Genomic DNA, 23,124 nt, shown 5'->3' on the forward strand with positions numbered 1-23,124 from the left:
AGTTCAGAACTTCTTGAATGTTCGAACAGGATAGGCGGTATCGGTGACCGAACTCTCCCCGGAACGGCGCTATGCGGAGGAGGCGGCCGTCGTCCTCGCCGGGATGGGCCTGACCCCGGCGTACGGCAAGCTGCTCGGCTGGCTGCTGATCTGCGACCCGCCGCACCAGACCAGCGGTGAGCTGGCCGCCGCGCTCGACCTGTCGAAGGGTTCGGTGAGCACCGGGATGCGGCTGCTGGAGCGCAGCGGCTTCGTCCGGCGGGTGCCGATCCCCGGGCGGCGCGGCCACGCCTACGAGGTCGCGCCGGACGCGATCATCCACACCGTCGTCCAGCCGTTGAAGTTCCGGGTGTTCCGCGAGCTGATGGACCGGGGCGTGGACCTCGCCGGTGGCCAGGACTCCCCGCGGGCCGACCGGGTCCGGATCACCCGTGACTTCTACGCCTACGTCGAGCGGGAGGTGCCCGCCCTGGTCGAACGCTTCAAGGCCGAACACCTCGGGAAAGGAGAGGCCGATGGCTGACCCGGCCATCAGCACCGAGCAACTCGTCAAGCGGTACGGCCGCAGTCGTGGCCTGGCCGGGCTGGACCTGCGGGTCGAAACCGGCGAGGTGTACGGCTTCCTCGGGCCGAACGGGTCCGGCAAGTCCACCACCATCCGGCTGCTGCTGGACCTGATCCGCCCGACCAGCGGCCGGGTGAGCGTGCTCGGCCAGGACCCGCGCCGGCACGGGGTGGCGCTGCGGCGCCGGATCGGCTACCTGGCCGGCGACTTCGTCGTCGACGGCCGGCAGACCGGCCGGGAACTCCTCGGCTACCTGGCCCAGCTGCGCGGCGGGGTGCCGCGCGGCCGGATCGAGGAGCTGGCCGAGCGGCTCGACCTCGACCTCGGCCGGCGCATCCGCAGCCTCTCCAAGGGCAACCGGCAGAAGGTCGGGGTGGTGCAGGCGTTCATGCACTCCCCCGAACTGCTGATCCTCGACGAGCCGACCAGCGGGCTCGACCCGTTCCTGCAACAGGAGTTCGTCGCGCTGGTCCGCGAGGCCCGGGCGGCCGGGCAGACCGTCTTCATGTCCTCGCACGTGATGAGCGAGGTGCAGCAGACCGCCGACCGGGTCGGCATCGTCCGCCAGGGCCGGCTGGTCACCGTCGAACGCGTGGAGGAGCTGCGCGAACGGGCGGTCCGCCGGGTCGAGATCTCCTTCGACGACCCGGTCGAGCTGGCCGAGTTCGCCGAGCTGCCCGGGGTCAGCGACGCGACCCTGGAGCGCGGCACCCTGCGCTGCCGGCTGGCCGGCCGAGCCGACGCGCTGGTCAAGGCCGCCGGTCGGCACTCGGTGCTGAGCCTGCTCTCCGAGGAACCCGACCTGGAGGAGCTGTTCTTCGACTACTACGCGACCGGGGAGGTCGAGCATGCTGCCGGGTAACCCGTTCGGCAAGGCCCTCTTCGACGCCCGGCGTTCGCTGCTCGGCTGGACCCTGGCAATCGTCGGCGTGGCCGCCGTGTACGCGGCGTTCTGGCCGACCATGCAGGCCCCGGAGATGCAGGAGGCGCTGGCGGCGTACCCGGAGGGGCTGCTGGAGGCGTTCAACTACAGCGACCTGACCAGCGCGGCCGGCTATCTCGGCAGCGCCGTCTACGGGCTGCTGGTGCCGCTGCTGGTCACCGTCTTCGCCATCACCGCCGGCACCCGGGCGGTGGCCGGCGACGAGGAGGCCGGCACCCTCGACCTGGTACTCGCGCATCCGGTCGGGCGGGTCCGGCTCGCGATGCAGCGGTTCGCCGCGCTGCTGGTCGGGCTGGCGGTGATCGCCGTACTGCTCTGGCTGGCGATGCTGGCGCTGGCCGGGCCGGCCCAGTTCGACGGGGTGGGTGCGGGCGAGTTCGCCGCGGTCAACCTCCAGCTCGCCCTGCTCGGCGCCACCTTCGGCGCGCTGGCGTACGCGGTCGGCGCGGCGACCGGCCGCCGGGCCGTCGCGCTCGGCGTCAGCGCCGGGGTGGCCGTGCTGGCGTACCTGGCGAATTCCGTGTCGCCGCAGGTCGAGGGGTTGGAGTGGGGGGCCGAACTCTCCCCGTTCCACTGGTATCTGGGCGGTCAGCCGCTGGTGCACGGGGTGCAGGCCGGCGATGCGCTGCTCCTGCTCGGCACCTCGGCGTTGCTGGTCGCCGTCGGCACCTGGGCGTTCACCCGACGGGACGTCGCAGTCTGAACCGGGCAACCCGCCCCCTTCCTTCACTTCTTGTTCGACCGGGCGTTATCGGGACGATCGGCCCGATGAACCGCTGCTCGCCAGGCTGCTCAGAGCCTGTCCACCGGATCTTGGGAGATCTCGATGGCTCTGTCCCGCCGTACCCTCCTGCTCACCGGCGCCGCGGTCGGGGCCGCCGGCGCGGTGACCGGCCTGCCCAGCGCGGCCGCCGCCGCCCGGCCGCTGGCCGCCGACCCCTTCACCCTCGGCGTCGCCTCCGGCGACCCGGACTCCGACGGCTTCGTGCTCTGGACCCGGCTCGCGCCGACCCCGCTGGCCTCCGACGGCCTGGGCGGCATGCCGAACCGGGTCGTGCCGGTGCGCTGGGAACTCGCCGCCGACGAGCGGTTCCGGCACGTGGTACGCCGGGGCACGGCGGCGGCCCGCCCGCAGTCCGGGCACACCGTGCACGTCGAACTGAACGGGTTGCAGCCGGGACGCGAGTACTTCTACCGGTTCCACGCCGAGCGGCACACCTCGCCGGTCGGCCGGACCCGTACCGCCCCGGCGGCCTGGGCCCTGGGCGGCGCCCTGACGATGGCCTTCGCCTCCTGCTCGCAGTTCGAGCACGGCTACTTCACCGCCTACCGGCGGCTCGCCGAGGAGCACCCGGACCTGGTCCTGCACCTCGGCGACTACCAGTACGAGTACACCAAGGACACGTACAACATCCCGGGCGGCAACCCGCGCGACCACGAGGGGCCGGAGACCGTCACCCTGGCGAACTACCGGCAGCGGCACGCGCAGTACAAGTCCGACCCGGACCTCCAGGCCGCGCACCAGGTCGCGCCCTGGGTCGTGGTCTGGGACGACCACGAGCTGGACAACAACTGGGCCGACGAGATCCACGAGCGGCCCGACATCCCGCAGCCGGACTTCCTGGCCCGCCGGGCGGCGGCGTTCCAGGCGTACTACGAGAACATGCCGCTACGCCGCACCTCGATCCCGAACGGCATCGACATGCAGCTCTACCGGCGGATCCGCTGGGGGCGGCTGGCCAACTTCCACATGCTCGACACCCGGCAGTACCGGGACGACCAGGCCTGCGGCGACGGTACGAAGGACTGCCCGGCGGCGCTCGACCCGGCCCGCTCGATCACCGGCGCCGAGCAGGAGCGCTGGCTGATCGACGGGTTCCGCCGCTCCGACGCCCGCTGGGACGTCCTCGGCCAGCAGGTCTTCTTCGGCCAGCGGGACACCGACGCCGGCCCGGCGAAGTTCACCTCGATGGACAGTTGGGACGGGTACGTCGGCTCCCGGGACCGGATCACCCGGGGCTGGGTGGAGGCGAAGGTCCGCAACGCCATCGTGCTCACCGGTGACGTGCACGCGCACTGGGCCACCGACCTCAAGCTCGACTACGACGACCCGACCTCGCGGACGGTCGGCAGCGAGCTGGTCTGCTCGTCGATCACCTCGGGCGGCAACGGCGCCGACTCGGTGACCGGCAGCCACCCGTACTTCCCGCACAACCCGCACCTGAAGTTCCACAACAACCAGCGCGGCTACGTGCTGACCCGGTTCACCGAGCGGGAGTTGCGAGCCGACTTCAAGGTGCTGCCGCACGTCACCACGCCGGGCGCGCCGGCGTACACCCGGGCGTCGTTCGTGGTCTCCGACCGGGTGCCGGGGCTGCACCAGACGTACGACCGGCCGGTCGACCCGGCCACCGCCACCGCCCGGTCCCTGGGCGACCAGGCGGCGGAGACCGCGGCAAGGGAGAACCTGCGGCCCTGAGGCCGCACCGCACCGCATCGACGGAGATGGTCCCGCCGGGTAGACCCGGTTCCTGGCCGGCCCGGTTCGGGTCCGGGCCGGCCAGGGCCGCCTACTCGCCGCGCCGGCCGGCCCACGTGGGTGCCGGTGCGCTACTCGCGATCCGGGGCGTGCCCGCGCGACGCGCGCGTGGCTGGCCTACTCGCGCCAGCCGAGCAGTTCGACCCCCTTGGCCAGTTCCACCCGCAGCCCGGTGACGATCTCCCGGGAGCCGCCCGGCGGCAGCTCCACCCGCCAGATCAGCTCACCGAGCGCCGCCCGCTCGTCCGGCGGCGGGTCGAGCCGCAGCTCCCGGACCGTGATCCCGTCGCTCTGCGAGACCGGAAGCTGGTCACGCACCGTCAACCGGGCCGGCCGGGGCGTGTGGTTGGCCAGGGTGATCCGGTACTCGACCTCCCGGCGCCGGGTCGAGCCCAGGGTGGCCTTGGTGTCGCTGCGCCGCACCAGCTCCCGCTTCACCCGGATCCGGTCGTCGAGCCCGAGCGCCACCTCGACCTCCTCGCCCGGCGCCCAGGTCGGCAGCGTCGTGCCGCCGACGAAGTCGCCGCCGTGGAACACCGACGCCGGCCCGGGCAGCAGGGTGTGTTCGGAGCCGTTGACGGCGGTGGCCCGCAGGTGCACCCCGGGGGTACGCACCGGCGCGGTGACGTGGTCGAGCCGGGCCGCCAGTTCCAGTACGGCGACGACGGCCCGGTGTGCGCCCCCGTCCGCCGGTACGGCCACCGGGCGGGCCGGCTCGTAGGTGGCGGCCTGCGCCCCCTGGGTGAGGGTGGCGGTGGGCTGCGCCACCGGCGCGGGCGGGCGGGGAGCGGCGCCGAACGACTGCGCCTTGCCGGCGGCGCCCGGTGCCGGCATCCCGCCGGGCGGCAGCGGCCCGCCGGCCGCCCTCGCCCGGACCGGCCCGCCGCCCCAGCCGCCCTCCTGCTCCATCCAGACCGTCGGCTCCGCCTGGCGCAGATACCACGGTTCCAGCTCCGGCAGCTCGGTGCCGGTCGCCGGGCGGGCGGTGGAGAGCAGCAGCGCACACTCCGGCCAGTCCTCGCCGGTCCGCTGGCTGACCAGCCCGAACCAGGTGAGCGTCAGGGTCTCGTCGACCAGCCGCAGGTCGTACGAGGAGGTCCAGCCCGCGCCCTCCACCACGTACGACAGCTCAAGCTGGACCTCGGCGGACGGCTCCGGCGCGGTCGGCTCGTCGTGGGTGTCCGGCTCGATCCGCAGGGTCACCTCGGCGGCCAGCCGGTCCGGCGACCGCCGGCCGGACAGCGCGGCGATCTCCCGCTCGACCGCGGCCAGCCGTTCCCGGGCCTCCTCCTGGCGGCGGGCCAGCTCCCGCCGCCGGGCCTGGCTGGCGGCGGTCTGCTCGGCCACCGAGTCGGTGAAGCCGGCGACGTCACCCGGGGTGGCCTCGCCGGCGGCGAGCGCCCGGGCGTAGCTGGCACCGGCCCGCTGGGTGAGCAGCGCCAGGAAGTCGGCGCGCTGCCCCTCGACGGCTTCGGCGTCGGCCAGCTCGGCCAGCTCGGCGGTGATGCCGCGACGCCGCTGCGCGAGTTCGGCGGCGGTCCCCTCGGTGGCCCGGGGCAGCACCTCGGTCGACACGTCCACCCCGAGTACGGTCGCCGGCCCGCGCCCGCCAACCCGCAGCGAGTCGCGGAGCAGGCCGAGCGGCAGTGGCCCGATCCGGACCCGGTGCTCCCCGGGTGGCAGCCGCAGATCTGTCCGGCGGGTCACCCGGGCCCGGTCCGGATAGACCGTCACGGCGACGATCGGCGCGTCGATTCGGGATGGCGTCATTCGCGCGAGGTTACCGATCCGCCGCCACACCGGGGCGCCTGGAAGTGCCCTACCGGCACCCGGGGAGCTGTGGTCAGCCGGGCAGGAAGGAGAACCGGACCTGGCGGGTGCTGTTGTCGCCGTTCGGGTCGACCAGGCAGATCGACTGCCAGGTGCCGAGCGCGAGCCGGCCGTCCAGCACCGGCAGCGTGGCGTACGGCGGCAGGAAGGCGGGCAGGACGTGGTCCCGGCCGTGCCCCGGCGAACCGTGCCGGTGCCGCCAGCGGTCGTCGGTCGGGAGCAGCTCGTCCAGCGCGGTCAGCAGGTCGTCGTCGGAACCGGCTCCGGTCTCGATGATCGCCAGGCCGGCGGTGGCGTGCGGCACGAAGACGTGCAGCAGCCCATCGCCCCGACCGGAGAGGAACTGCTCGGCCTCCCGGGTGATGTCCCGGACCACGGGGCGGGATCCGGTCCGAATGGTGATCACCTCACTCTGCATCCCCCCAGTCTTCCCGACCGCCGAACCGATCTTGAATCTCCGGGGCGAAGAACGCCGCGTTGCCGGAAAGTTACCGCCTGGTACCTGTGTCGCGCATCGCCTCTACCGGGTCTAGACGTGACGGAGCCAGGCATGAGGGGGCAGGATGGCGCTAGAGACCTATCCCACACACAACCTAGGGAACGCCTGTGGCCACGGAACGCAAGCGCCCGGTGATCAGCGACGGCCTGCCGAGCCAGCTTCCGGACATCGACCCCGAAGAAACCAGCGAGTGGGTCGAGTCACTCGACGGTGTCATCGACGAGCGCGGCGCCAAACGCGCCCGCTACGTCATGCTGCGCCTGCTGGAGCGGGCCAGGGAGCGCCAGGTCGGGGTGCCGCCCCTGACCACCACCGACTACATCAACACCATCCCGCCGGAGCAGGAACCCTGGTTCCCGGGGGACGAGCACATCGAGCGGCGGATCCGGGCGTACATCCGGTGGAACGCCGCGATGCTGGTGCACCGGGCGCAGCGACCGGAGATCGGCGTCGGTGGGCACATCTCCACCTACGCCAGCTCGGCGTCGCTCTACGAGGTCGGGTTCAACCACTTCTTCCGGGGCAAGAACCACCCGGGCGGAGGCGACCAGATCTTCTACCAGGGCCACGGCTCCCCCGGCATGTACGCCCGGGCGTTCATGGAGGGGCGGCTGACCGAGGACCAGCTCGACGGCTTCCGGCAGGAGCTGTCGCACCCGGGCGGCGGGCTGCCGTCGTACCCGCACCCGCGGCTGATGCCGGACTTCTGGGAGTTCCCGACCGTCTCGATGGGGCTCGGCGGGATCAACGCGATCTACCAGGCCCGGTTCAACCGCTACCTGCAGCACCGGGGCATCAAGGACACCTCCGACCAGCACGTATGGGCGTTCCTCGGCGACGGTGAGATGGACGAGGTGGAGTCGCTCGGCGCGATCGGCGCGGCCGCCCGCGAGGAGCTGGACAACCTCACCTTCGTGATCAACTGCAACCTGCAGCGGCTGGACGGGCCGGTGCGGGGCAACGGCAAGGTGATCCAGGAGCTGGAGGCGTTCTTCCGGGGCGCCGGCTGGAACGTGATCAAGGTGGTCTGGGGCCGGGAGTGGGACCCGCTGCTCGCCGCGGACACCGACGGCGCGCTGGTCAACCTGATGAACACCACGCCGGACGGCGACTACCAGACCTACAAGGCGGAGTCCGGGGCGTACGTCCGGGAGCACTTCTTCGGCCGTGACCCGCGTACCCGCAAGATGGTCGAGGGGCTCTCCGACGACGAGATCTGGAACCTCAAGCGGGGCGGGCACGACTACCGCAAGCTCTACGCGGCGTACCAGGCGGCGCTGAACCACACCGGTCAGCCCACCGTGATCCTGGCCAAGACGATCAAGGGTTGGACGCTGGGGTCGAGCTTCGAGGCCCGCAACGCCACACACCAGATGAAGAAGCTCACCCTGGACGACCTGAAGAGCTTCCGCGACCGCCTCTACCTGGACATCCCCGACTCGGCGTTGGAGAGCAACCCCTACCTGCCGCCGTACTACCACCCGGGCGAGAAGTCCGAGGAGATGGAGTACCTGCGTGAGCGGCGGCAGCAGCTCGGCGGCTACCTGCCGAGCCGGCGGACGGAGTGGGCGCCGCTGCCGGTGCCGGGCAAGGAGCGGTTCGCCGACGTCAAGAAGGGCTCCGGCAAGCAGAAGATCGCCACCACCATGGCGTTCGTCCGGCTGCTCAAGGACGTGATGAAGGACCGGGAGTTCGGCAAGCGGTTCGTGCCGATCATCCCGGACGAGGCGCGGACCTTCGGGATGGACTCGCTCTTCCCGACCCAGAAGATCTACTCGCCGCACGGCCAGAAGTACACCTCGGTGGACCGGGAGCTGTTCCTGTCGTACAAGGAGGCGATCACCGGGCAGATCCTGCACGAGGGGATCAACGAGGCGGGTTCGGTGGCCTCGTTCACCGCCGCCGGTTCGTCGTACGCCACGCACGGCGAGCCGATGATCCCGCTGTACATCTTCTACTCGATGTTCGGCTTCCAGCGCACCGGCGACGCGTTCTGGGCGGCGGCCGACCAGATGGCCCGGGGCTTCGTGCTCGGCGCCACCGCCGGCCGGACCACGCTCAACGGCGAGGGCCTGCAGCACGAGGACGGCCACTCGCACCTGATCGCCGCGACCAACCCGGCCGTGGTGGCGTACGACCCGGCGTTCGCGTTCGAGATCGCGCACATCTTCGAGAACGGCCTGCACCGGATGTACGGCGAGCGGCCGGAGAACGTCTTCTACTACCTGACCGTCTACAACGAGCCGATCCTCCAGCCGGTCGAGCCGGAGAACGTCGACGTGGAGGGGCTGCTCAAGGGGATCTACCGGTACTCGCCGGCTCCCCCGGTCGGCGGCACGGACGGCGGCGACGCGCCCCGGGCCAACATCCTCGCCTCCGGCACCGGGATGCAGTGGGCGCTGAAGGCCCAGCACCTGCTGGCCCAGGACTGGGGCGTGGCGGCCGACGTCTGGTCGGTCACCTCCTGGACGGAGCTGCGCCGGGACGCGGTGGAGTGCGAGGAGTACAACCTCCTGCACCCGGGCGACGAGCCCCGGGTGCCGTACGTCCAGCGCAAGCTGGCCGACGCCGACGGACCGGTGGTGGCGGTCAGCGACTGGATGCGCGCGGTACCCGACCTGATCTCGCGGTGGATCCCCGGCGACTACACCTCGCTCGGCACCGACGGTTTCGGGCTCTCGGACACCCGGCACGCGCTGCGCCGGCACTTCCACGTGGACGCCGAGTCGGTGACCGTCGCGACGCTGCGCCAGTTGGCGCGGCGCGGCGTGGTGCCGCCGTCGGTGCCGGCCGAGGCCGCGAAGAAGTACGCGATCGACGACATCGCGGCGGCCCCGGTGGGCGAGACCGGCGGGGACTCCTGACCGTCCACCGCTGATCCGCGACCCGGAGGGGCGGGACGTCGCCACCGCGACGACCCGCCCCTCAGCCGACGGTGGCCAACCCGGTGAGCCGGGCGAGCGAGCCCTCCAGGTCGGCACCGACCCGACGCATTCCCCAGCGCAGCAGCGCCCCGCTGACCGGGCCGGCGGGCCAGCGGACCATGATCAGGCGTACCGAGGTGCCGTCCTCCTCCGGTGCGAGTTCGACGTAGACCTCGGTGCGTGCCTCGGCCCGCGCGCCCGAGCCCTCGGCCCGCTCGCGCCACGCGATCAGGGTCGGCTCCTGATACGCGATCACCTCGGCGTCCAGCGCCCGGCCCGCCGCGTGTACCCGCTGACGGCGGCCGATCCCCTCCCCGGAGAGCACCTCCGCCTGGCGTACCCCGGCCAGCCAGCCCGGCAGGTGTTCAGCCCGCTGGACCAGGTCCCACACCGCCTCGATCGGTGCGGAGACCCGCGTGCTGCGTTCGATGAGCATCATCCTCAGTCGCCTCCATTGCGGACAACCCGTGACCATTGGCAGCTTATTCACGATTACGGACGAAACCGGACGATTGGCCGCCGACACGCCGGAAGAAACTACCGCCGTGGAATTCGCCGCCTCGGGCGCACCGGGACGGACGGCGGGGAAACCTGGTGGCGGGCCGCCCCGGGGGCGTGCGTAGGCTGGAGACCGTGACGGTACGCGTACGCTTTGCCCCTTCCCCGACTGGTATGTTCCACGTCGGCGGTGCCCGCTCGGCCCTACAGAACTGGATCTTCGCGAAGCAGCAGGGCGGCGTTTTCGTGCTGCGGATCGAGGACACCGACGCGGCCCGCAACCGGCCGGAATGGACCGAGGGGATCCTCTCCGCGCTGGACTGGATCGGGATCGCCCGGGGCAGCTACGAGGGACCGTACTTCCAGTCCGCGAACGCGGGCGAGCACCGCAACGCCGCGACCCGGCTGCACACCACCGGCCGGGCGTACTACTGCGACTGCACCCGGGAGGCGATCCAGGCCCGCACCGGCTCGCAGTACCAGGGCTACGACGGCTTCTGCCGGGACCGCGGCCTGGAGCCCGGGCCGGGGCGGGCGCTGCGGTTCCGTACCCCGGACGAGGGTGAGACCGTGGTGGTCGACCTGGTCCGCGGCGAGCCCACCTTCGAGAACAAGCTGATCGAGGACTTCGTGATCGCCCGGGGCGACGGCTCGGCGGTCTTCCTGCTGGCCAACGTCGTGGACGACCTCACCATGGGCATCACACACGTGATCCGGGCCGAGGAGCACCTGCCGAACACGCCCAAGCAGCAGCTCCTCTGGGACGCGCTCGGGGTCAAGCCGCCGATCTGGGCCCACGTGCCGGTGGTGGTCAACGAGAAGCGGCAGAAGCTCTCCAAGCGGCGCGACAAGGTGGCCCTGGAGGCGTACCGGGACGAGGGCTACCTCGCCGACGCGATGCGCAACTACCTGATGCTGCTCGGCTGGGCGCCCTCCGGCGACCGGGAGATCGTGCCGTGGTCGGTGATCGAGTCCGAGTTCCGGCTGGCCGAGGTGAACCCGTCACCGGCGTTCTTCGACGAGAAGAAGCTGCGGGCCTTCAACGGCGAATACATCCGGGCGCTGCCGGTCGACGAGTTCGTCGCGGCCTGCCAGCCCTGGCTGACCGGTACCGAGACCATCGCCCCGCCGCCCTGGCAGCCGGCCGAGTACGACCCGGCCGCGTTCGCCGCGGTGGCGCCGCTGGCCCAGACCCGGATCGCGGTACTCAGCGAGATCGTGCCGAACGTCGACTTCCTCTTCCTGGACTCGCCGCTGGTCGACGAGGCGGCCTGGGCGAAGAGCATGAAGGAGGGCTCCGCCGACCTGCTGGACGAGACGATCGCCGCCTTCGACGCCCTGCCGGAGTGGGCGGCGGAGCCGCTGAAGGCGACCCTGGAGGAGGTCGGCGCCCGCCGGGGGCTGAAGCTCGGCAAGGCGCAGGCGCCGGTCCGGGTGGCCGTGACGGGGCGCAGCGTCGGGCTGCCGCTCTTCGAGTCGCTGGCCGTACTCGGCCGGGAGCGCACCCTGACCCGACTCCGCGCGGCCCGGCTCCGACTGGTCTGACCGGCGGCCCGTTGACGCCGTCCGGACCACCGGCCGGGCACACCGGCGCGACGGTCAGTTCGCGGCACCGGATCGGCGCGAACTCCGGCGCCGGAGCAGCAGTCCGCCGGCCAGCGCGGCCAGCACGAGTACGGCACCGAGGACCCACGGCCACCACGCCGGTCCACCGGAGTCGGCGGCCGGGGTAGGTGTTCCGGCCGCGGCCGGCGGCGCGGTGGCCGGCGCCGAGCTGGCCGGGGTGACCGGGGTCGGCGCGGCGGCCGACGGCGAGGCGGTCGGGGTGGTCCCCACGGTGAGGGTGAACCGGACCTCCCCCTTGACCGGGTGCCCGTCGCCGGACGCGACCTGGTACTGGACGATGTAGAGCCCGGCGGCGCCCGGCCGGATCGGTACGGTCACCCGGGAGCCGGCGAAGGAGGGCTTTCCGGCCGCCGCGTCGACGTTGTCCGGGCCGGTTACCGTGACCCGCGTGGTGCCGGGGTCGAGCTTGTTCAGGAAGGTCAGCCGCACGCTGGCCGGCGCCTTGCCGAGCCGGGCGCCGTTGCGGGGATCGCTGCCGGTCAGCGAGTTGTGCGCGGCGGCGGGACCGGCCGGCAGCAGTACGCTCAACGCCACCAGAACGACGCTCAGCACCAGTGTTCCGACACGGGTGACCCGAGCCCCCATGATCGCCTCCGTCCCGCTACGATTTCGCCCAACTGATCAATGGCTCGCCACTTGGTCGACCCTAGATCGCAGATAGTTCCAATAACTGCTCGTTCAGGTGCAACCGAGCGGCGTTCTGCGGAGTCTTTGTAGTGAGTACGGCAGGTCCATCCGGGACAGTGCCGTGCGCTCCACCGACCAACCAGCGCGTGACCTGCATCATGGCCACCATCGAGACGGGGCGAGGAGGTCGGCGATGGCCGGAGAGGTGAGTCGTCGACTTGTCGGCGTGGCCACGCTGTTGGTCGCTGCGGCGAGTTGGCTCGGGATCGCGGGCGCCGCCCAGGCGAAGCCGGCCAAGCCGACATCGGTCGTGATCACCGGCAAGGACCTGTCGGCCCCGCTGACCGTCCAGGCCCAGGACAAGCCGGAGCTCGTCGCCGCGCTCGTCGACCAGGTGGGCTTCCTGAAGACCGGCGGCGGCAACACCCGTGGGTTGAAGGCCGCCGACCTGGGTCCGAAATACACCGTCGTGGTGCACGTCGGCAACGCCGCCCAGCAGTCGTACGACCTCTACCCGCTGGCCAAGGGCGGGCCGCGGGTCTACCGACCGGCCCGGCAGCCGGACAAGAGCCGGCCCGGCGCGGCCTGGTTCTTCGGCCGGCTGACCATGGCCGAGACCCTGCTGGCGGCCGGCGCGCCGCTGCCCGAGCAGAACGTCAGCAGCCTGCACGGCGGCGGGGTCGGCGGTGGCGAACGGGTGATCCCGGACGACGCGATCGGCACCGGCAAGGACGTCGACCGGCTGCTCGGCGAGCTGCGGCAGTTGATGCTGCTCAACGGTGCCGTGCTGCTCGCCATCACACTGGGGCTCGCCGGCATCGCCCTGCTGGTCCGGCGCCGCACCCGCTGACCCGACCGGCCAGTTAGCGCCCGGGAAGCATCCGGTTCGCCACCGGCCGGCCCCGACCACCGGCAGAGCCCCGACGGGTAGCGGTCAGCACCAGCGGCGCGGCGGGCGGTCGCGCCGGACGGAGCGTCGCGACGGGCGTACCGCGCCGTGCCGGTGCGCCCCGGCCCAGCCCGGCAGATCGGTCTGGCAACCCGGGATACGCCGGCCAGCCGGCTCGACCGGCGTCTCCGGCGAGCCGTCCGGCCTGCCCGGTGAGGTGCTGGCCTGGGCGGGCCGGTCCTGGACCTCGCCGTCCGGCTCGCCCGGGCGGGGCCGGGGAACCAGCCTCGACCGGTCGCCCAGCCGCCCCGGATCGGTCACGGAGTGCTCCGTACCGCCCGGGTCGGACGCCCGCACGGCGCCCTCCCCGGGATCCGTGGGCCGGCACATCCCGGCCTGGTCGTCCGGTGCCGCCGGTCCGGCTGGCCGTGCCGCTGTCCTCGCCGCCGCCGGACGGGACACACCGGACGGGTCGACCGGATCCGCGGCCGACTGCGGATCGTCGAGGCTGTCCGGGAGCCCGGCGACCAGCGGCTCGGCGCCGGGCCGGCCGGGCGCCGACCCGTCGAGCGGACCCGCCGGAAGCCCCGCACTGGCACCGCAGACCCAGCGGAACCGGCCGACCGGGCCAAGCGGGGGTAACGGGGGCAGCGGCCCACGATCGCCAAGCAACGAGTCCGGCTCGTCCTCCGAACAGCCACGCTCGGCGTCATGCGCCATCCAGGCCTCCTCACACTCGCCGCCGGGTGGGCGGTCGCCCCGGGGTGCGGTGGCACCCGCACGGTTGACGGTGAGCAAGTGCGGGAAAGCGCATCACCGGGACCATGTCACCGTACTGGTCTCCGACGAGGAGTTCGACGCCGCCGTGGCGAGAAACTGCAGCATTCCGTTCTGCGGAAGATCCAGGTCACGAACCGGTTAACCTCCGGCCGGCGGGACACCGCCGGTGGTCACTCCTGCCCGGCGGGCTTCGGAAAGACGGTCGCCCAGAGCGGGAAGGCGACGAGCCAGATCACGATCGCCACGGTCAACCGCGCGATCCAGGCCAGCAGTTCGGCGGTGCGGTCCGCGTCGCCGACCATGAGAATGCCGAGGCCGAGCAGCCCGCAGGCGATGAACCAGCCCAGCAGCCCCTTTGCCCACTCCCGCCACTCGTACCGGGCCCGGGCCCAACCGCCGCTCGGCGGCTTGGTGGGCGGCGGCCCGCCCGCGAACCGGTACGCGAACCGCTGGTCGGCCCAGCGGATCATGCTGTGCCCGAAGGCGACCGAGAAGCCGAGGTACGCCGCCGCCAGCCCGTGCGTGAAGTCGGCGGTGGCACCCCGACGCAGGTCGAGTACGGTGGCGGCCAGGATCACGAGATCGATCAACGGGGTACCGAGCAGCAGCACCGCGCCGAGCCGGGGCATCCGGAGCGGATAGCGGGCGATCAGTCCGGCGCCGAGCAGCACCCAGAACCCGATCTCGCCCGCGGCGATCACCGCCAGCATCCCGTACCCCCGATCCTCCGCCCGGCCACCCGGGTCTGTTCCGGCGCGGCGGCGCTGCCTGGAGCCCGTCGCCCGGTCACTGCCACCAGTCTCGGCGGGCCGACCGGCTGTGCCCTCGGCACCGGTACCGAGATCCGGGTCCACCGAAAGAGGTACGGCTACACCCTTCGACGGACCCTGACCGGGGCGGCCTCGTCGTCGGGGCCGACGGGAAGGGCCCGCCGGTGTGATGGGATCGAGGGGTGACCGCACGGCTGAGCCTGGAGCGCGGGTCCCTCGCCCGGGACATCGCGCTGGCGTCCGCGTCCCTGGCGGGCGGGCTGCTGATGATGGTGCTCGGGGTCTACCACCCGCTCAATCCCGGCCTGCTGGACGCCCCGCCGGTGCTCTTCGTCGGCACCCTCGCCCTCGCCTGCCTGGCCGTGGCGCTGCGCCGGGTGGCGACCCGGCTCGGCCTGGCGCTGGGTACCGTCGCCATCGTCGTCGACCTCGCCTACGGATCGTCGCTGGCCACCAGCCTGGTCTACACCCAGGTGCTCTTCGACTCCTGCGTCTACGGGTCGGCGCGGCTCTGGCGTCGGCTGCTCCGGGTCAACCTGGCGCTGACCGGGGTCGCCGCGCTGACCGGTGTCTTCCTGGCGTCCCCGGCCTGGCAGGGCATCGGGCTGGCAATTCCGGTGGTGCTGATCGGCGTACTGCCGGTGGTCAGCGGCATCAGCGTCCGGCAGTACCGCGACCAGGCCGCCGCCGAGCGGGCCCGGGCCGAGCAGACCGCCCGGCTGGCCGAACTCGACCGGCGCCAGGCGGTGGCGGCGGAGCGGAGCCGGATGGCCCGGGAACTGCACGACGTGATCGCCAACCACCTGAGCGCGGTCGCCATCCACGCCACCGCGGCGCTCTCGGTCTCCGGGCTGGACCGGGCCCAACTCGACCAGGCGCTGCGGGTGATCCGGGAGAACAGTGTGCAGGGGCTCGCCGAGATGCGGCAGATGATCGGCCTGCTCCGGGAACCGGCCGCCCCCGGGGCCGTACCGCCACCGACCGAAACCGAGCCCGTGCCACCCGGGGTCGACCCGCACCGGCCCGCCACCCCGGACCGGTCGCCGGACAGCCCGGGTGGGGGTGGAAGTTCCGCGTGGGGCAACCCGCCGGGCGCCGGATCGGCGCCGGGCGCAGTACCGGGGCGCGGCAGCCTCCCCGCCGCCGGACCGACCCGGCTGGGCACGGTCGACGGTCCGGTCCGGGCCCGGCTCGCCGAGGTGGGCCGGCTGGTCGGCCAGGCCCGGGACGCCGGCCTGGCGGTACGGTTCTCCACGACCGGCGAGGTACGCCCGTTGCCGATCGGCGTGGACCTGGCCGCGTACCGGATCGTCCAGGAGTCGCTCACCAACGCGCTCAAGCACGGCGCCGGCCCGACCACCCTGACCATCTGCCACGAGCGCCGGTCGGTCAGCCTCACCATCGAGAACCCGCTCGCCCGCTCCGGCGAGCCCCGGGGCGCCGGGGCCGGCCTGCCCGGTGCGGGCGCCGGACTGATCGGGATGCGGGAACGGACCGCCCTGCTGGGCGGCCGGTTCGAGGCCGGCCCGAGCGGATCGAGCTGGCGGGTGCACGCGGAACTGCCGACCGCCGAGTCCCCCGACCTGCCGACCCGGCCGGCGCCCGAGCCCGCCGCGCCGCCCGGCTCCGCCGGGGCGGCTGGCCGGCCGGCGGTGCCGCCGACGGTCCGGCCGTGACCGGGCCGGACGACCACCTGACCGGCGGCGTCACCGCCGTCGGCGCCCCGGCCAGCGGCGACCGGCCCGGTGGTGCCGGATCGGGGGCGGGCCGGGTGATCCGGGTGGTGGTCGCCGACGACCAGGACGCGGTCCGGGCCGGTCTGGTGCTGATCCTCGCCGGTACGCCAGGGCTGGACGTGGTCGGCGAGGCGGCCGACGGCGAGGAGGCGGTAGCACTGTGCCGGCGGCTCCGGCCGGACGTGGCGGTGCTCGACGTCCGGATGCCCCGGCTCGACGGTGTCTCGGCGACCGCCGAGATCGTCGCCGAGCGGTTGGCCGATGTCCTGGTGCTGACCACGTTCGACCTCGACGAGTACGTCTTCGGCGCGCTCCGGGCCGGCGCGTCCGGGTTCCTGCTCAAGGACACCGACGCCAACGGGCTTGTCGACGCGGTGCGTACCGTCGCCCGGGGCGAGGGGATCATCGCACCGGCGGTGACCCGTCGGTTGATCACCGCCTTCGCCGCCGCCACGCCGACCACCCCGGCAACCGCCCGGACCGCGGTGGCCGACCTGACACCCCGGGAGCGGGACGTGCTGGCCTGTCTCGGGCTGGGGCTGTCCAACCAGCAGATCGCCGAGCGGTTGGCGATGGCGGAGAGCACCACCAAGACCCACGTGAGCCGGATCCTCGGCAAGCTCGGCCTGCGCAGCCGGGTGCAGGCCGCGATCCTGGCGCAGGAACTGGGTCTGCCGCCGCCCTGACCGGTCCATCCCGGTCCGCCCCGGACGGTCGCCGTCCGACTCGGGCCGACCTGGTGTGCCGGCCTGCTGCGGGTCCACCGGTCCGCCACCGGACCCACCCGGTCCGCCGCCGGTCGCGCTGGCGGCCACCACCGGTCGGGCTGGCCGCCACCACCGGTCGCGCTGGCGGCCGAGCCGTCGACGACCGGAGCGGGAGGCGCTACCGGACGGCCTGGTCCGGCCGGCGGTCGGGAGCCGGCAGCCTGCCGGCCGGGGGCGGCGCCGCCCGGGCGGCCAGCGGGACGACAGCGAGCGCGAGCAGCCAGCCGCCGAGCACGTCGGTCGGCCAGTGCGCCAGCAGGGCCAGCCGGGTCAGCCCGACGAAGGCCGCGAAGGCCACGGCCAGCGCGACGATGAGCACCCGGGCCGGGCCGCCGAGCCGGTGCCAGAGCAGGAGTACGGCGACCAGCGCCGCCGACGCCGCGTTGCTGGTGTGCCCGCTCGGAAACCCGTTGCTGGTGATCACGACGAAGCCGTCCTCCGGCCGGGGATGGTGCACCAGCCAGTGCATCAGCCCCCAGAGCACCGGTATCAGCACCGTCACCACGGCGCAGAGCGCGGCCGCCCGGCGCCCGCCCCGGACGGCCAGCCCCACCGTGACGGCCAGGCCGGCGACCAGGAACGGCACCGTGGCGGCGACGTCGGTGGCGATCCGCAGCACGTCGACCACCCGGGGGCTGGTGTCGCCGTACCCCCGGAAGGTGTCGCTGACGGCGGTGTCGAACCGGTCCAGCGGCGCCCAGCCGGCCACGGTCAGTGCGAGCAGCACCAGGAAACCGGCGAGCGCGAGCAGCGGGACCACCAGCGGCGGGCGGGCGACCATCGGGCCATGATGCCATGGCCGATGGTGGTGTCCGGGATTCCGCGTGGCACGCTGGGCCGATGGCGAGCAAGGCGGGCGACGGCGAACTGGCGGCCACGCTGCGCAAGATCGAGCGGGCGGCGGGCAGCCTGGCCAGCGCCAGCGTCACCCGGATGGACGAGACGCTGCCCTGGTTCCGCGACCTGCCGGCCGAGCAGCGGTCCTGGGTGATGCTGGTCGCCCAGGCCGGCGTCCGGTCACTGGTCGAGTGGCTGCGGTCGCGGCCGGACGCCGACGACCGCAGCGGCGCCGACGCGCTGGCGGACAGTCCGGACGAGGTCTTCGCCGCCGCGCCCCGGGCGCTGGCCCGGTCGATCAGCCTCCAGCAGACGGTGGCCCTGATCAAGGTGACCATCGACGTGGTGGAGGAGCAGGTACCGCACCTCGCGGCGCCCGGCGAGGAGCGGCTGCTGCACGAGGCCGTACTCAAGTTCTCCCGGGAGATCGCCTTCGCGGCCGCCCGGGTGTACGCGCGGGCCGCCGAGTCGCGCGGCTCCTGGGACGCCCGCCTCCAGGCGCTACTGGTGGACGCGCTGCTCCGGGGCGACTCCCCGGACGTGCTGGCCAGCCGGGCAGCGGCGCTGGGCTGGTCGGACGCCCCACCGGTGGCGGTGGCGGTGGGCCGGTCCCCGGGCGGCGAGGTCGCCGCCGTGCTGCACACCATCTACCGGGTCACCCGGCGGCTCGGCCTGGAGATGATCGGCGGGGTGCACGGTGACCGCCTCGTCCTGGTGCTCGGCGGCGCGACCGACCCGCTGGCCGCCACCGCGAAGATGCTCGCCGGGTTCGGCCCCGGTCCGGTGGTGGTCGGGCCGGCCGTGCCGAGTTTGGACGCGGCGACCGACTCGGCCCGGGCGGCGCTGGCCGGCTTCCGGGCCGCACCGGCCTGGCCGGCCGCGCCCCGCCCGGTGGCCGCCGCGGACCTGCTCCCCGAGCGGGCCCTGGCCGGTGACCCGGAGGCCCGGCGGGCGCTGCGCCAGGACGTCTACGCCGCGCTGGTCCGGGCCGGCGGCGAGCTGCTGGAGACCCTGGACGCGTTCTTCGCGGCCGGCGGTGTGCTGGAGAGTGCCGCCCGGACGCTCTTCGTGCACCCGAACACGGTGCGGTACCGGCTGCGTCGGGTCGCGGATGTGACGGGATTCTCCCCACTCACCGCCCGGGACTCCTTCGCGTTGCGGATGGCGTTGACGATCGGACGGCTGGATCCGTCCGCCCCGGTCGGACCAGGGACGGGACAGTAGCCCCGGATCGGACAGACGGAACGAGAAGTCCGTGATCGCCATGGATCTTTGTAGGGTCCTCACAAAGCTGGTAGTGCGGATTGGTACATCACGGCAACCACGCTGGGACGGATGATCCAGGAGAGTCGTAAGCGTGCTCGCCGTACTCTCGCCCGGCCAGGGTTCCCAGAAGCCCGGCTTCCTGACCCCGTGGCTCCAGGTCCCCGGCACAGCCGCCCGGCTGCGCTGGTGGTCGGTGCTGGCCGGCGTCGACCTCGTCCGGCTCGGCACCGAGGGTGACGCCGACGAGATCCGGGACACCGCGCGTACCCAGCCACTGCTGGTCGCCGCCGCCCTGCTCGCCGCGGAACAGCTTCCGATGCACGACGTGACGGTAACCGCCGGGCACAGCGTCGGTGAACTGGCCGCGGCGGCGCTGGCCGGCGTACTGACCCCGGAGACGGCGGTCACCCTGGCCGGCGTACGGGGTCGGGAGATGGCCGCCGCCTGCGCACTCGAACCGACCGGAATGTCGGCAGTGATGGGCGGCGACCGGGACGAGGTGCTGGCCGCCCTCGCCGCGCACGACCTGCACCCGGCCAACTTCAACGGCGCCGGCCAGATCGTGGTGGCCGGCGCGGTCGACCGGCTGGCGAAGTTCGCCGCCGACGCGCCCGCCGGCACCAAGGTGATCGCCCTCAAGGTCGCCGGGGCTTTCCACACCCCCTACATGGCACCGGCCGAGCAGGCCCTCGCCAGCATCGCGGCCGGGATCATCCCGACCGACCCGACCCGGATCCTGCTCTCCAACGCCGACGGCGCCGCCGTCGACCACGGGCGGGAGATGCTGCACCGCCTGGTCCGCCAGGTGACCGCCCCGGTCCGCTGGGACGTCTGTGTCCGCCGCCTCGTCGACCTCGGTGTGACCGCGGTGATCGAGCTTCCTCCGGCCGGCACCCTCGCCGGGCTGATCAAGCGGGAACTCAAGGGCACCGGCCAGGTCCCCGAGATCGTCACCCTGAACACCCCGGACGACCTGGCCGCGGCCCGCGACCTGATCGCCCGGCACGGCGCACCGTCCGGGCACCGCCCGGCCACGCGGTTCCGGGTGGTGGTGGCCGGCACCGCTGGCACCTTCGCACCGGTCGAGGGCCTGGCCGAGGGCACCGCCATCGAGTCCGGGCAGGTCGTCGGCCACGTCGCCACCCGGCAGGGCGCGGTCGAGGTCACCGCGCACGGCACCGGCGTACTCACCGAATGGCTCGCCCACCACGACGACCCGGTCGCCCCGGGCCAGCCCCTCGCCCGCATCGGAGGACAGCTTTCATGACCGGTCACCGGGAGAACCCGGATCACCGCCCGGCGGTGGTCCGGTGAGCAGGATGATCGCGCTCGGCCACTATCAGCCGTCGCGGGTACTCACCAACGACGACCTGGCCCAGCTCGTCGACACCAACGACACCTGGATCCGCGAGCGGGTCGGCATCGCCACCCGGCGGATCGCCGACACCGAGACCGTCGCCGACATGGCCGCCGCCGCGGCCGACAAGGCACTGGCCAACTCGGGGCTGGCCGCCTCCGACATCGACCTGGTCGTGGTGGCCACCTGCTCGGCCGTGGACCGCAGCCCGAACACCGCCTGCCGGGTCGCCGCCAAGCTCGGCATCGACGCACCAGGCGCCTTCGACATCAACACCGCCTGCTCCGGCTTCTCCTACGCGCTCGGCACCGCCGACCACGCGCTCCGGGCCGGCGCCGCCCGCAACGCGATCGTGATCGGTGCGGAGAAGCTCTCCGACTTCACCGACTGGACCGACCGGTCGACCTGCATCCTCTTCGGCGACGCCGCCGGGGCGGCCGTACTCACCGCCACCGGGGACGACGAGCCGGACGGCATCGGGCCGGTGGTCTGGGGCTCGGTTCCGGAGCGCAGCGAGGCGGTCCGGATCGAGGGCTGGCGCCCGTACATCCAGCAGGAGGGGCAGTCCGTCTTCCGCTGGGCCACCACCGCACTGGCCCCGCTCGCCCTGAAGGCGTGCGAGCGGGCCGGCGTCGCCCCGTCGGAGATCGCCGCGTTCGTGCCGCACCAGGCCAACCTGCGGATCATCGAGGGAATCGCCAAGCGGCTCGACATGCCGCAGGCGGTGATCGCCAAGGACATCGTCGAGTCCGGCAACACCTCGGCGGCGAGCGTGCCGCTGGCCCTCTCCAAGCTGGTCGAACGCCGGGAGGTGCCGTCCGGCGCCCCGGTGCTGCTGTTCGGCTTCGGCGGCGGCCTCACCTACGCCGGACAGGTCGTCCGGTGCCCCTGATCCGGTGCTCCGGGGCCGGCACGACGCGGCCGCCGGCCCGGCTCCACCAACATCCACCGGTCGGACGCTGACCAGCGGTGGCGGACGGATCCGCCACCGCAGATATCCATCCATGGAGAGGAAAGAACCACAATGACCCGTGACGAGATCACCGCCGGCCTCGCCGAGATCCTCGAAGAGGTTGCCGGAGTGAGCCCGGACGACGTCGCCGAGGAGAAGTCGTTCACCGACGACCTCGACGTCGACTCGCTCTCCATGGTCGAGGTCGTGGTGGCCGCCGAGGAGAAGTTCGGCGTCAAGATCCCGGACAACGACGTCCAGAACCTCAAGACCGTCGGCGACGCCGTCGCCTACATCGAGGCGCAGTCCTGACCATGAGTCGTCCCGACGTCGTCGTCACCGGGCTCGGCGCGACGACCCCGCTCGGCGGGGACGTCGCGTCGACCTGGGAGGCCATGCTGGCAGGCCGCTCCGGGGTGGGTCCGCTCACCCAGGAGTGGGCCGGGCAGCTCCCGGTACGCATCGCCGCCCAGCTCGCGGTCGAACCGACCGAGAAACTGGACCGGGTCAAGCTGCGCCGGCTCGACCGGTCGGAGGCGATCGCGCTGATCGCCGCACACGAGGCCTGGGCGGACGCCGGCCTCGCCGACTCGCCGCCGGATCCGGAGCGGCTCGCGGTGAGCGTCGGCTCCGGCATCGGCGGGGCGCAGACCCTGCTCGCCCAGGACGACATCCTGGAGGCGTCCGGGCCGCGGCGGGTCTCCCCGCACACGGTCCCGATGCTGATGCCGAACGGCCCGGCCGCGTGGGTCGGGCTGGAACTGGGTGCGCAGGCGGGAGTCCACTCGGTGGCCAGCGCCTGCGCCACCGGGGCCGAGGCGATCGCGCTCGGACTCGACATGATCCGCTCCGGCCGCGCCGACGTGGTGCTGGCCGGCGGTACCGAGGCGGTCGTGCACCCGCTGCCGATCGCCGGGTTCGCCTCGATGCGGGCGATGTCGACCCGCAACGACGACCCGGAGCGCGCCTCCCGGCCGTGGGACAAGGGCCGGGACGGCTTCGTACTCGGTGAGGGGGCCGGCGCGGTCGTCCTGGAGCGGGCCGACCACGCCGCCGCGCGCGGGGCCCGGGTCTACGCCCGACTGGCCGGCGCCGCGCTCACCTCCGACGGGTACGACATCGTGCAGCCGCACCCCGAGGGGCGCGGCGTGATCCGGGCGATCAACATGGCGATCGCCGACGCCGGCATCGACCGCTCGGAGATCGTGCACGTCAACGCGCACGCCACCTCCACCCCGGTCGGTGACATCGCCGAGATCGTCGCCCTGCGGTCCGCGCTCGGTACCCACCCGGTGCTGACCGCGACCAAGTCGATGACCGGGCACCTGCTGGGTGCCGCCGGCGCGTTGGAGTCGATCGCCACCATCCTGGCCATCCGGGACGGGGTGATCCCGCCGACGATCAACCTCGACGACCCCGACGACGCCCTCGACCTGGACGTCGCCGCGCACAAGGCCCGGCAGATGGACGTGCCGGCGGCGCTCAACAACGGATTCGGATTCGGTGGCCACAACGCGGTCCTCGTCTTCGCCCGGGCCTGACCGTCCGACGGATGTCCCGCTCCACCACCGGCGGTGCCGGCCGGGTACGCCCGGAGCGCGTACCCGGCCGGCACCGTCCGGTCGGCGGCCGATGGTAGATTTCGGTCGTTCTGGCGCCTGCCGCGCCACCGGTTGCGGCGGGCGCCGTTTCGCAGGACGGCGAGCCGAGGAGAGGCGC

At 73.2% G+C, this 23,124-nt stretch carries 21 protein-coding genes; 14 read left to right on the forward strand and 7 right to left on the reverse strand.

The window, feature by feature from the left end; translation table 11 throughout:
• Window positions 1-103 precede the first annotated feature (103 nt).
• The 4 genes from AAH979_RS28155 (at window position 104) to AAH979_RS28170 (ending at window position 3,987) form a co-directional block, all read left to right on the forward strand.
• On the forward strand, window positions 104-523 hold the full coding sequence (locus AAH979_RS28155) for a MarR family transcriptional regulator (protein WP_346261210.1): 420 nt from the start codon (window positions 104-106) through the stop codon (window positions 521-523).
• On the forward strand, window positions 516-1,427 hold the full coding sequence (locus AAH979_RS28160; protein ID WP_346261143.1) for an ABC transporter ATP-binding protein: 912 nt from the start codon (window positions 516-518) through the stop codon (window positions 1,425-1,427). Before AAH979_RS28155 ends, AAH979_RS28160 begins: the two co-directional genes overlap by 8 nt.
• On the forward strand, window positions 1,414-2,211 hold the full coding sequence (locus AAH979_RS28165) for an ABC transporter permease subunit (protein ID WP_346261144.1): 798 nt from the start codon (window positions 1,414-1,416) through the stop codon (window positions 2,209-2,211). Before AAH979_RS28160 ends, AAH979_RS28165 begins: the two co-directional genes overlap by 14 nt.
• A gap of 123 nt (window positions 2,212-2,334) precedes the next feature.
• Complete coding sequence (locus AAH979_RS28170) at window positions 2,335-3,987, forward strand: alkaline phosphatase D family protein (protein ID WP_346261145.1); 1,653 nt, start codon at window positions 2,335-2,337, stop codon at window positions 3,985-3,987.
• A 177-nt stretch (window positions 3,988-4,164) separates the two neighbouring features.
• Here the strand turns inward: AAH979_RS28170 and AAH979_RS28175 are convergent, their stop codons facing one another.
• Window positions 4,165-5,817: a mucoidy inhibitor MuiA family protein gene (locus tag AAH979_RS28175; protein WP_346261146.1), complete on the reverse strand. Its 1,653-nt coding sequence runs from the start codon at window positions 5,815-5,817 to the stop codon at window positions 4,165-4,167.
• A gap of 73 nt (window positions 5,818-5,890) precedes the next feature.
• Window positions 5,891-6,295, reverse strand: coding sequence for a YjbQ family protein (locus AAH979_RS28180; RefSeq protein ID WP_318394219.1), 405 nt, complete (start codon window positions 6,293-6,295; stop codon window positions 5,891-5,893).
• 188 nt (window positions 6,296-6,483) lie between these two features.
• Between AAH979_RS28180 and aceE the strand changes: the two genes are divergently transcribed.
• The gene (aceE, locus tag AAH979_RS28185; RefSeq protein WP_346261147.1) at window positions 6,484-9,240 is read left to right on the forward strand and encodes a pyruvate dehydrogenase (acetyl-transferring), homodimeric type; all 2,757 of its coding nucleotides are present in this window, start codon (window positions 6,484-6,486) and stop codon (window positions 9,238-9,240) included.
• Window positions 9,241-9,301: 61 nt separating this feature from the next.
• On the opposite strand, the gene AAH979_RS28190 is transcribed toward aceE, so the two are convergent.
• On the reverse strand, window positions 9,302-9,739 hold the full coding sequence (locus AAH979_RS28190) for an SRPBCC family protein (RefSeq protein WP_101367363.1): 438 nt from the start codon (window positions 9,737-9,739) through the stop codon (window positions 9,302-9,304).
• Between the two features lie 194 nt (window positions 9,740-9,933).
• Between AAH979_RS28190 and gltX the strand changes: the two genes are divergently transcribed.
• On the forward strand, window positions 9,934-11,343 hold the full coding sequence (gene gltX / locus AAH979_RS28195) for a glutamate--tRNA ligase (RefSeq protein ID WP_346261148.1): 1,410 nt from the start codon (window positions 9,934-9,936) through the stop codon (window positions 11,341-11,343).
• A gap of 54 nt (window positions 11,344-11,397) precedes the next feature.
• Here the strand turns inward: gltX and AAH979_RS28200 are convergent, their stop codons facing one another.
• Window positions 11,398-11,976, reverse strand: coding sequence for a copper resistance CopC family protein (locus tag AAH979_RS28200; protein ID WP_346261149.1), 579 nt, complete (start codon window positions 11,974-11,976; stop codon window positions 11,398-11,400).
• A 268-nt stretch (window positions 11,977-12,244) separates the two neighbouring features.
• Between AAH979_RS28200 and AAH979_RS28205 the strand changes: the two genes are divergently transcribed.
• Window positions 12,245-12,901, forward strand: coding sequence for a hypothetical protein (locus AAH979_RS28205; RefSeq protein WP_346261150.1), 657 nt, complete (start codon window positions 12,245-12,247; stop codon window positions 12,899-12,901).
• Between the two features lie 84 nt (window positions 12,902-12,985).
• Here AAH979_RS28205 and AAH979_RS28210 read toward each other — a convergent pair whose 3' ends face one another.
• Window positions 12,986-13,660 carry a hypothetical protein gene (locus tag AAH979_RS28210; RefSeq protein ID WP_346261215.1) on the reverse strand — a complete coding sequence of 225 codons (675 nt, stop codon included), beginning with the start codon at window positions 13,658-13,660 and terminating at the stop codon, window positions 12,986-12,988.
• A 230-nt stretch (window positions 13,661-13,890) separates the two neighbouring features.
• The gene (locus tag AAH979_RS28215) at window positions 13,891-14,430 is read right to left on the reverse strand and encodes a hypothetical protein (RefSeq protein WP_346261151.1); all 540 of its coding nucleotides are present in this window, start codon (window positions 14,428-14,430) and stop codon (window positions 13,891-13,893) included.
• Window positions 14,431-14,672: 242 nt separating this feature from the next.
• On the opposite strand from AAH979_RS28215, the gene AAH979_RS28220 reads away from it, so the two are divergent.
• Window positions 14,673-16,166 (forward strand): histidine kinase, encoded by a 1,494-nt coding sequence (locus AAH979_RS28220; protein WP_346261152.1) that lies wholly within the window; start codon window positions 14,673-14,675, stop codon window positions 16,164-16,166.
• A gap of 95 nt (window positions 16,167-16,261) precedes the next feature.
• Window positions 16,262-16,912 carry a response regulator transcription factor gene (locus AAH979_RS28225; protein ID WP_346261211.1) on the forward strand — a complete coding sequence of 217 codons (651 nt, stop codon included), beginning with the start codon at window positions 16,262-16,264 and terminating at the stop codon, window positions 16,910-16,912.
• 199 nt (window positions 16,913-17,111) lie between these two features.
• On the opposite strand, the gene AAH979_RS28230 is transcribed toward AAH979_RS28225, so the two are convergent.
• Window positions 17,112-17,774 carry a phosphatase PAP2 family protein gene (locus tag AAH979_RS28230; protein ID WP_346261153.1) on the reverse strand — a complete coding sequence of 221 codons (663 nt, stop codon included), beginning with the start codon at window positions 17,772-17,774 and terminating at the stop codon, window positions 17,112-17,114.
• Between the two features lie 59 nt (window positions 17,775-17,833).
• Here AAH979_RS28230 and AAH979_RS28235 point away from each other — a divergent pair, with 59 nt between their 5' ends.
• From AAH979_RS28235 to fabF, 5 genes are all read left to right on the forward strand, one after another.
• Entirely contained in the window at window positions 17,834-19,054 is a 1,221-nt protein-coding gene (locus AAH979_RS28235; RefSeq protein ID WP_346261154.1) for a helix-turn-helix domain-containing protein, read from the forward strand.
• A 133-nt stretch (window positions 19,055-19,187) separates the two neighbouring features.
• Window positions 19,188-20,363 (forward strand): acyltransferase domain-containing protein, encoded by a 1,176-nt coding sequence (locus AAH979_RS28240; protein WP_346261155.1) that lies wholly within the window; start codon window positions 19,188-19,190, stop codon window positions 20,361-20,363.
• Between the two features lie 52 nt (window positions 20,364-20,415).
• On the forward strand, window positions 20,416-21,345 hold the full coding sequence (locus AAH979_RS28245; RefSeq protein WP_346261212.1) for a beta-ketoacyl-ACP synthase III: 930 nt from the start codon (window positions 20,416-20,418) through the stop codon (window positions 21,343-21,345).
• A gap of 132 nt (window positions 21,346-21,477) precedes the next feature.
• Window positions 21,478-21,717 (forward strand): acyl carrier protein, encoded by a 240-nt coding sequence (locus tag AAH979_RS28250; RefSeq protein WP_107261778.1) that lies wholly within the window; start codon window positions 21,478-21,480, stop codon window positions 21,715-21,717.
• A gap of 2 nt (window positions 21,718-21,719) precedes the next feature.
• Window positions 21,720-22,946, forward strand: coding sequence for a beta-ketoacyl-ACP synthase II (gene fabF / locus AAH979_RS28255; RefSeq protein WP_346261156.1), 1,227 nt, complete (start codon window positions 21,720-21,722; stop codon window positions 22,944-22,946).
• Window positions 22,947-23,124 lie beyond the last annotated feature (178 nt).

The organism is Plantactinospora sp. ZYX-F-223, assembly GCF_039649625.1.
Taxonomy (GTDB): Bacteria; Actinomycetota; Actinomycetes; order Mycobacteriales; family Micromonosporaceae; genus Plantactinospora.

Coding starts and splice junctions, on each gene's coding strand:
- AAH979_RS28155 (WP_346261210.1), top strand. CDS start 104: ATGGGCCTGACCCCGGCGTACGGCAAGCTGCTCGGCTGGCTGCTGATC.
- AAH979_RS28160 (WP_346261143.1), top strand. CDS start 516: ATGGCTGACCCGGCCATCAGCACCGAGCAACTCGTCAAGCGGTACGGC.
- AAH979_RS28165 (WP_346261144.1), top strand. CDS start 1,414: ATGCTGCCGGGTAACCCGTTCGGCAAGGCCCTCTTCGACGCCCGGCGT.
- AAH979_RS28170 (WP_346261145.1), top strand. CDS start 2,335: ATGGCTCTGTCCCGCCGTACCCTCCTGCTCACCGGCGCCGCGGTCGGG.
- AAH979_RS28175 (WP_346261146.1), bottom strand. CDS start 5,817: ATGACGCCATCCCGAATCGACGCGCCGATCGTCGCCGTGACGGTCTAT.
- AAH979_RS28180 (WP_318394219.1), bottom strand. CDS start 6,295: ATGCAGAGTGAGGTGATCACCATTCGGACCGGATCCCGCCCCGTGGTC.
- AAH979_RS28190 (WP_101367363.1), bottom strand. CDS start 9,739: ATGATGCTCATCGAACGCAGCACGCGGGTCTCCGCACCGATCGAGGCG.
- AAH979_RS28205 (WP_346261150.1), top strand. CDS start 12,245: ATGGCCGGAGAGGTGAGTCGTCGACTTGTCGGCGTGGCCACGCTGTTG.
- AAH979_RS28210 (WP_346261215.1), bottom strand. CDS start 13,660: ATGGCGCATGACGCCGAGCGTGGCTGTTCGGAGGACGAGCCGGACTCG.
- AAH979_RS28215 (WP_346261151.1), bottom strand. CDS start 14,430: ATGCTGGCGGTGATCGCCGCGGGCGAGATCGGGTTCTGGGTGCTGCTC.
- AAH979_RS28230 (WP_346261153.1), bottom strand. CDS start 17,774: ATGGTCGCCCGCCCGCCGCTGGTGGTCCCGCTGCTCGCGCTCGCCGGT.
- AAH979_RS28235 (WP_346261154.1), top strand. CDS start 17,834: ATGGCGAGCAAGGCGGGCGACGGCGAACTGGCGGCCACGCTGCGCAAG.
- AAH979_RS28245 (WP_346261212.1), top strand. CDS start 20,416: ATGATCGCGCTCGGCCACTATCAGCCGTCGCGGGTACTCACCAACGAC.
- AAH979_RS28250 (WP_107261778.1), top strand. CDS start 21,478: ATGACCCGTGACGAGATCACCGCCGGCCTCGCCGAGATCCTCGAAGAG.
- fabF (WP_346261156.1), top strand. CDS start 21,720: ATGAGTCGTCCCGACGTCGTCGTCACCGGGCTCGGCGCGACGACCCCG.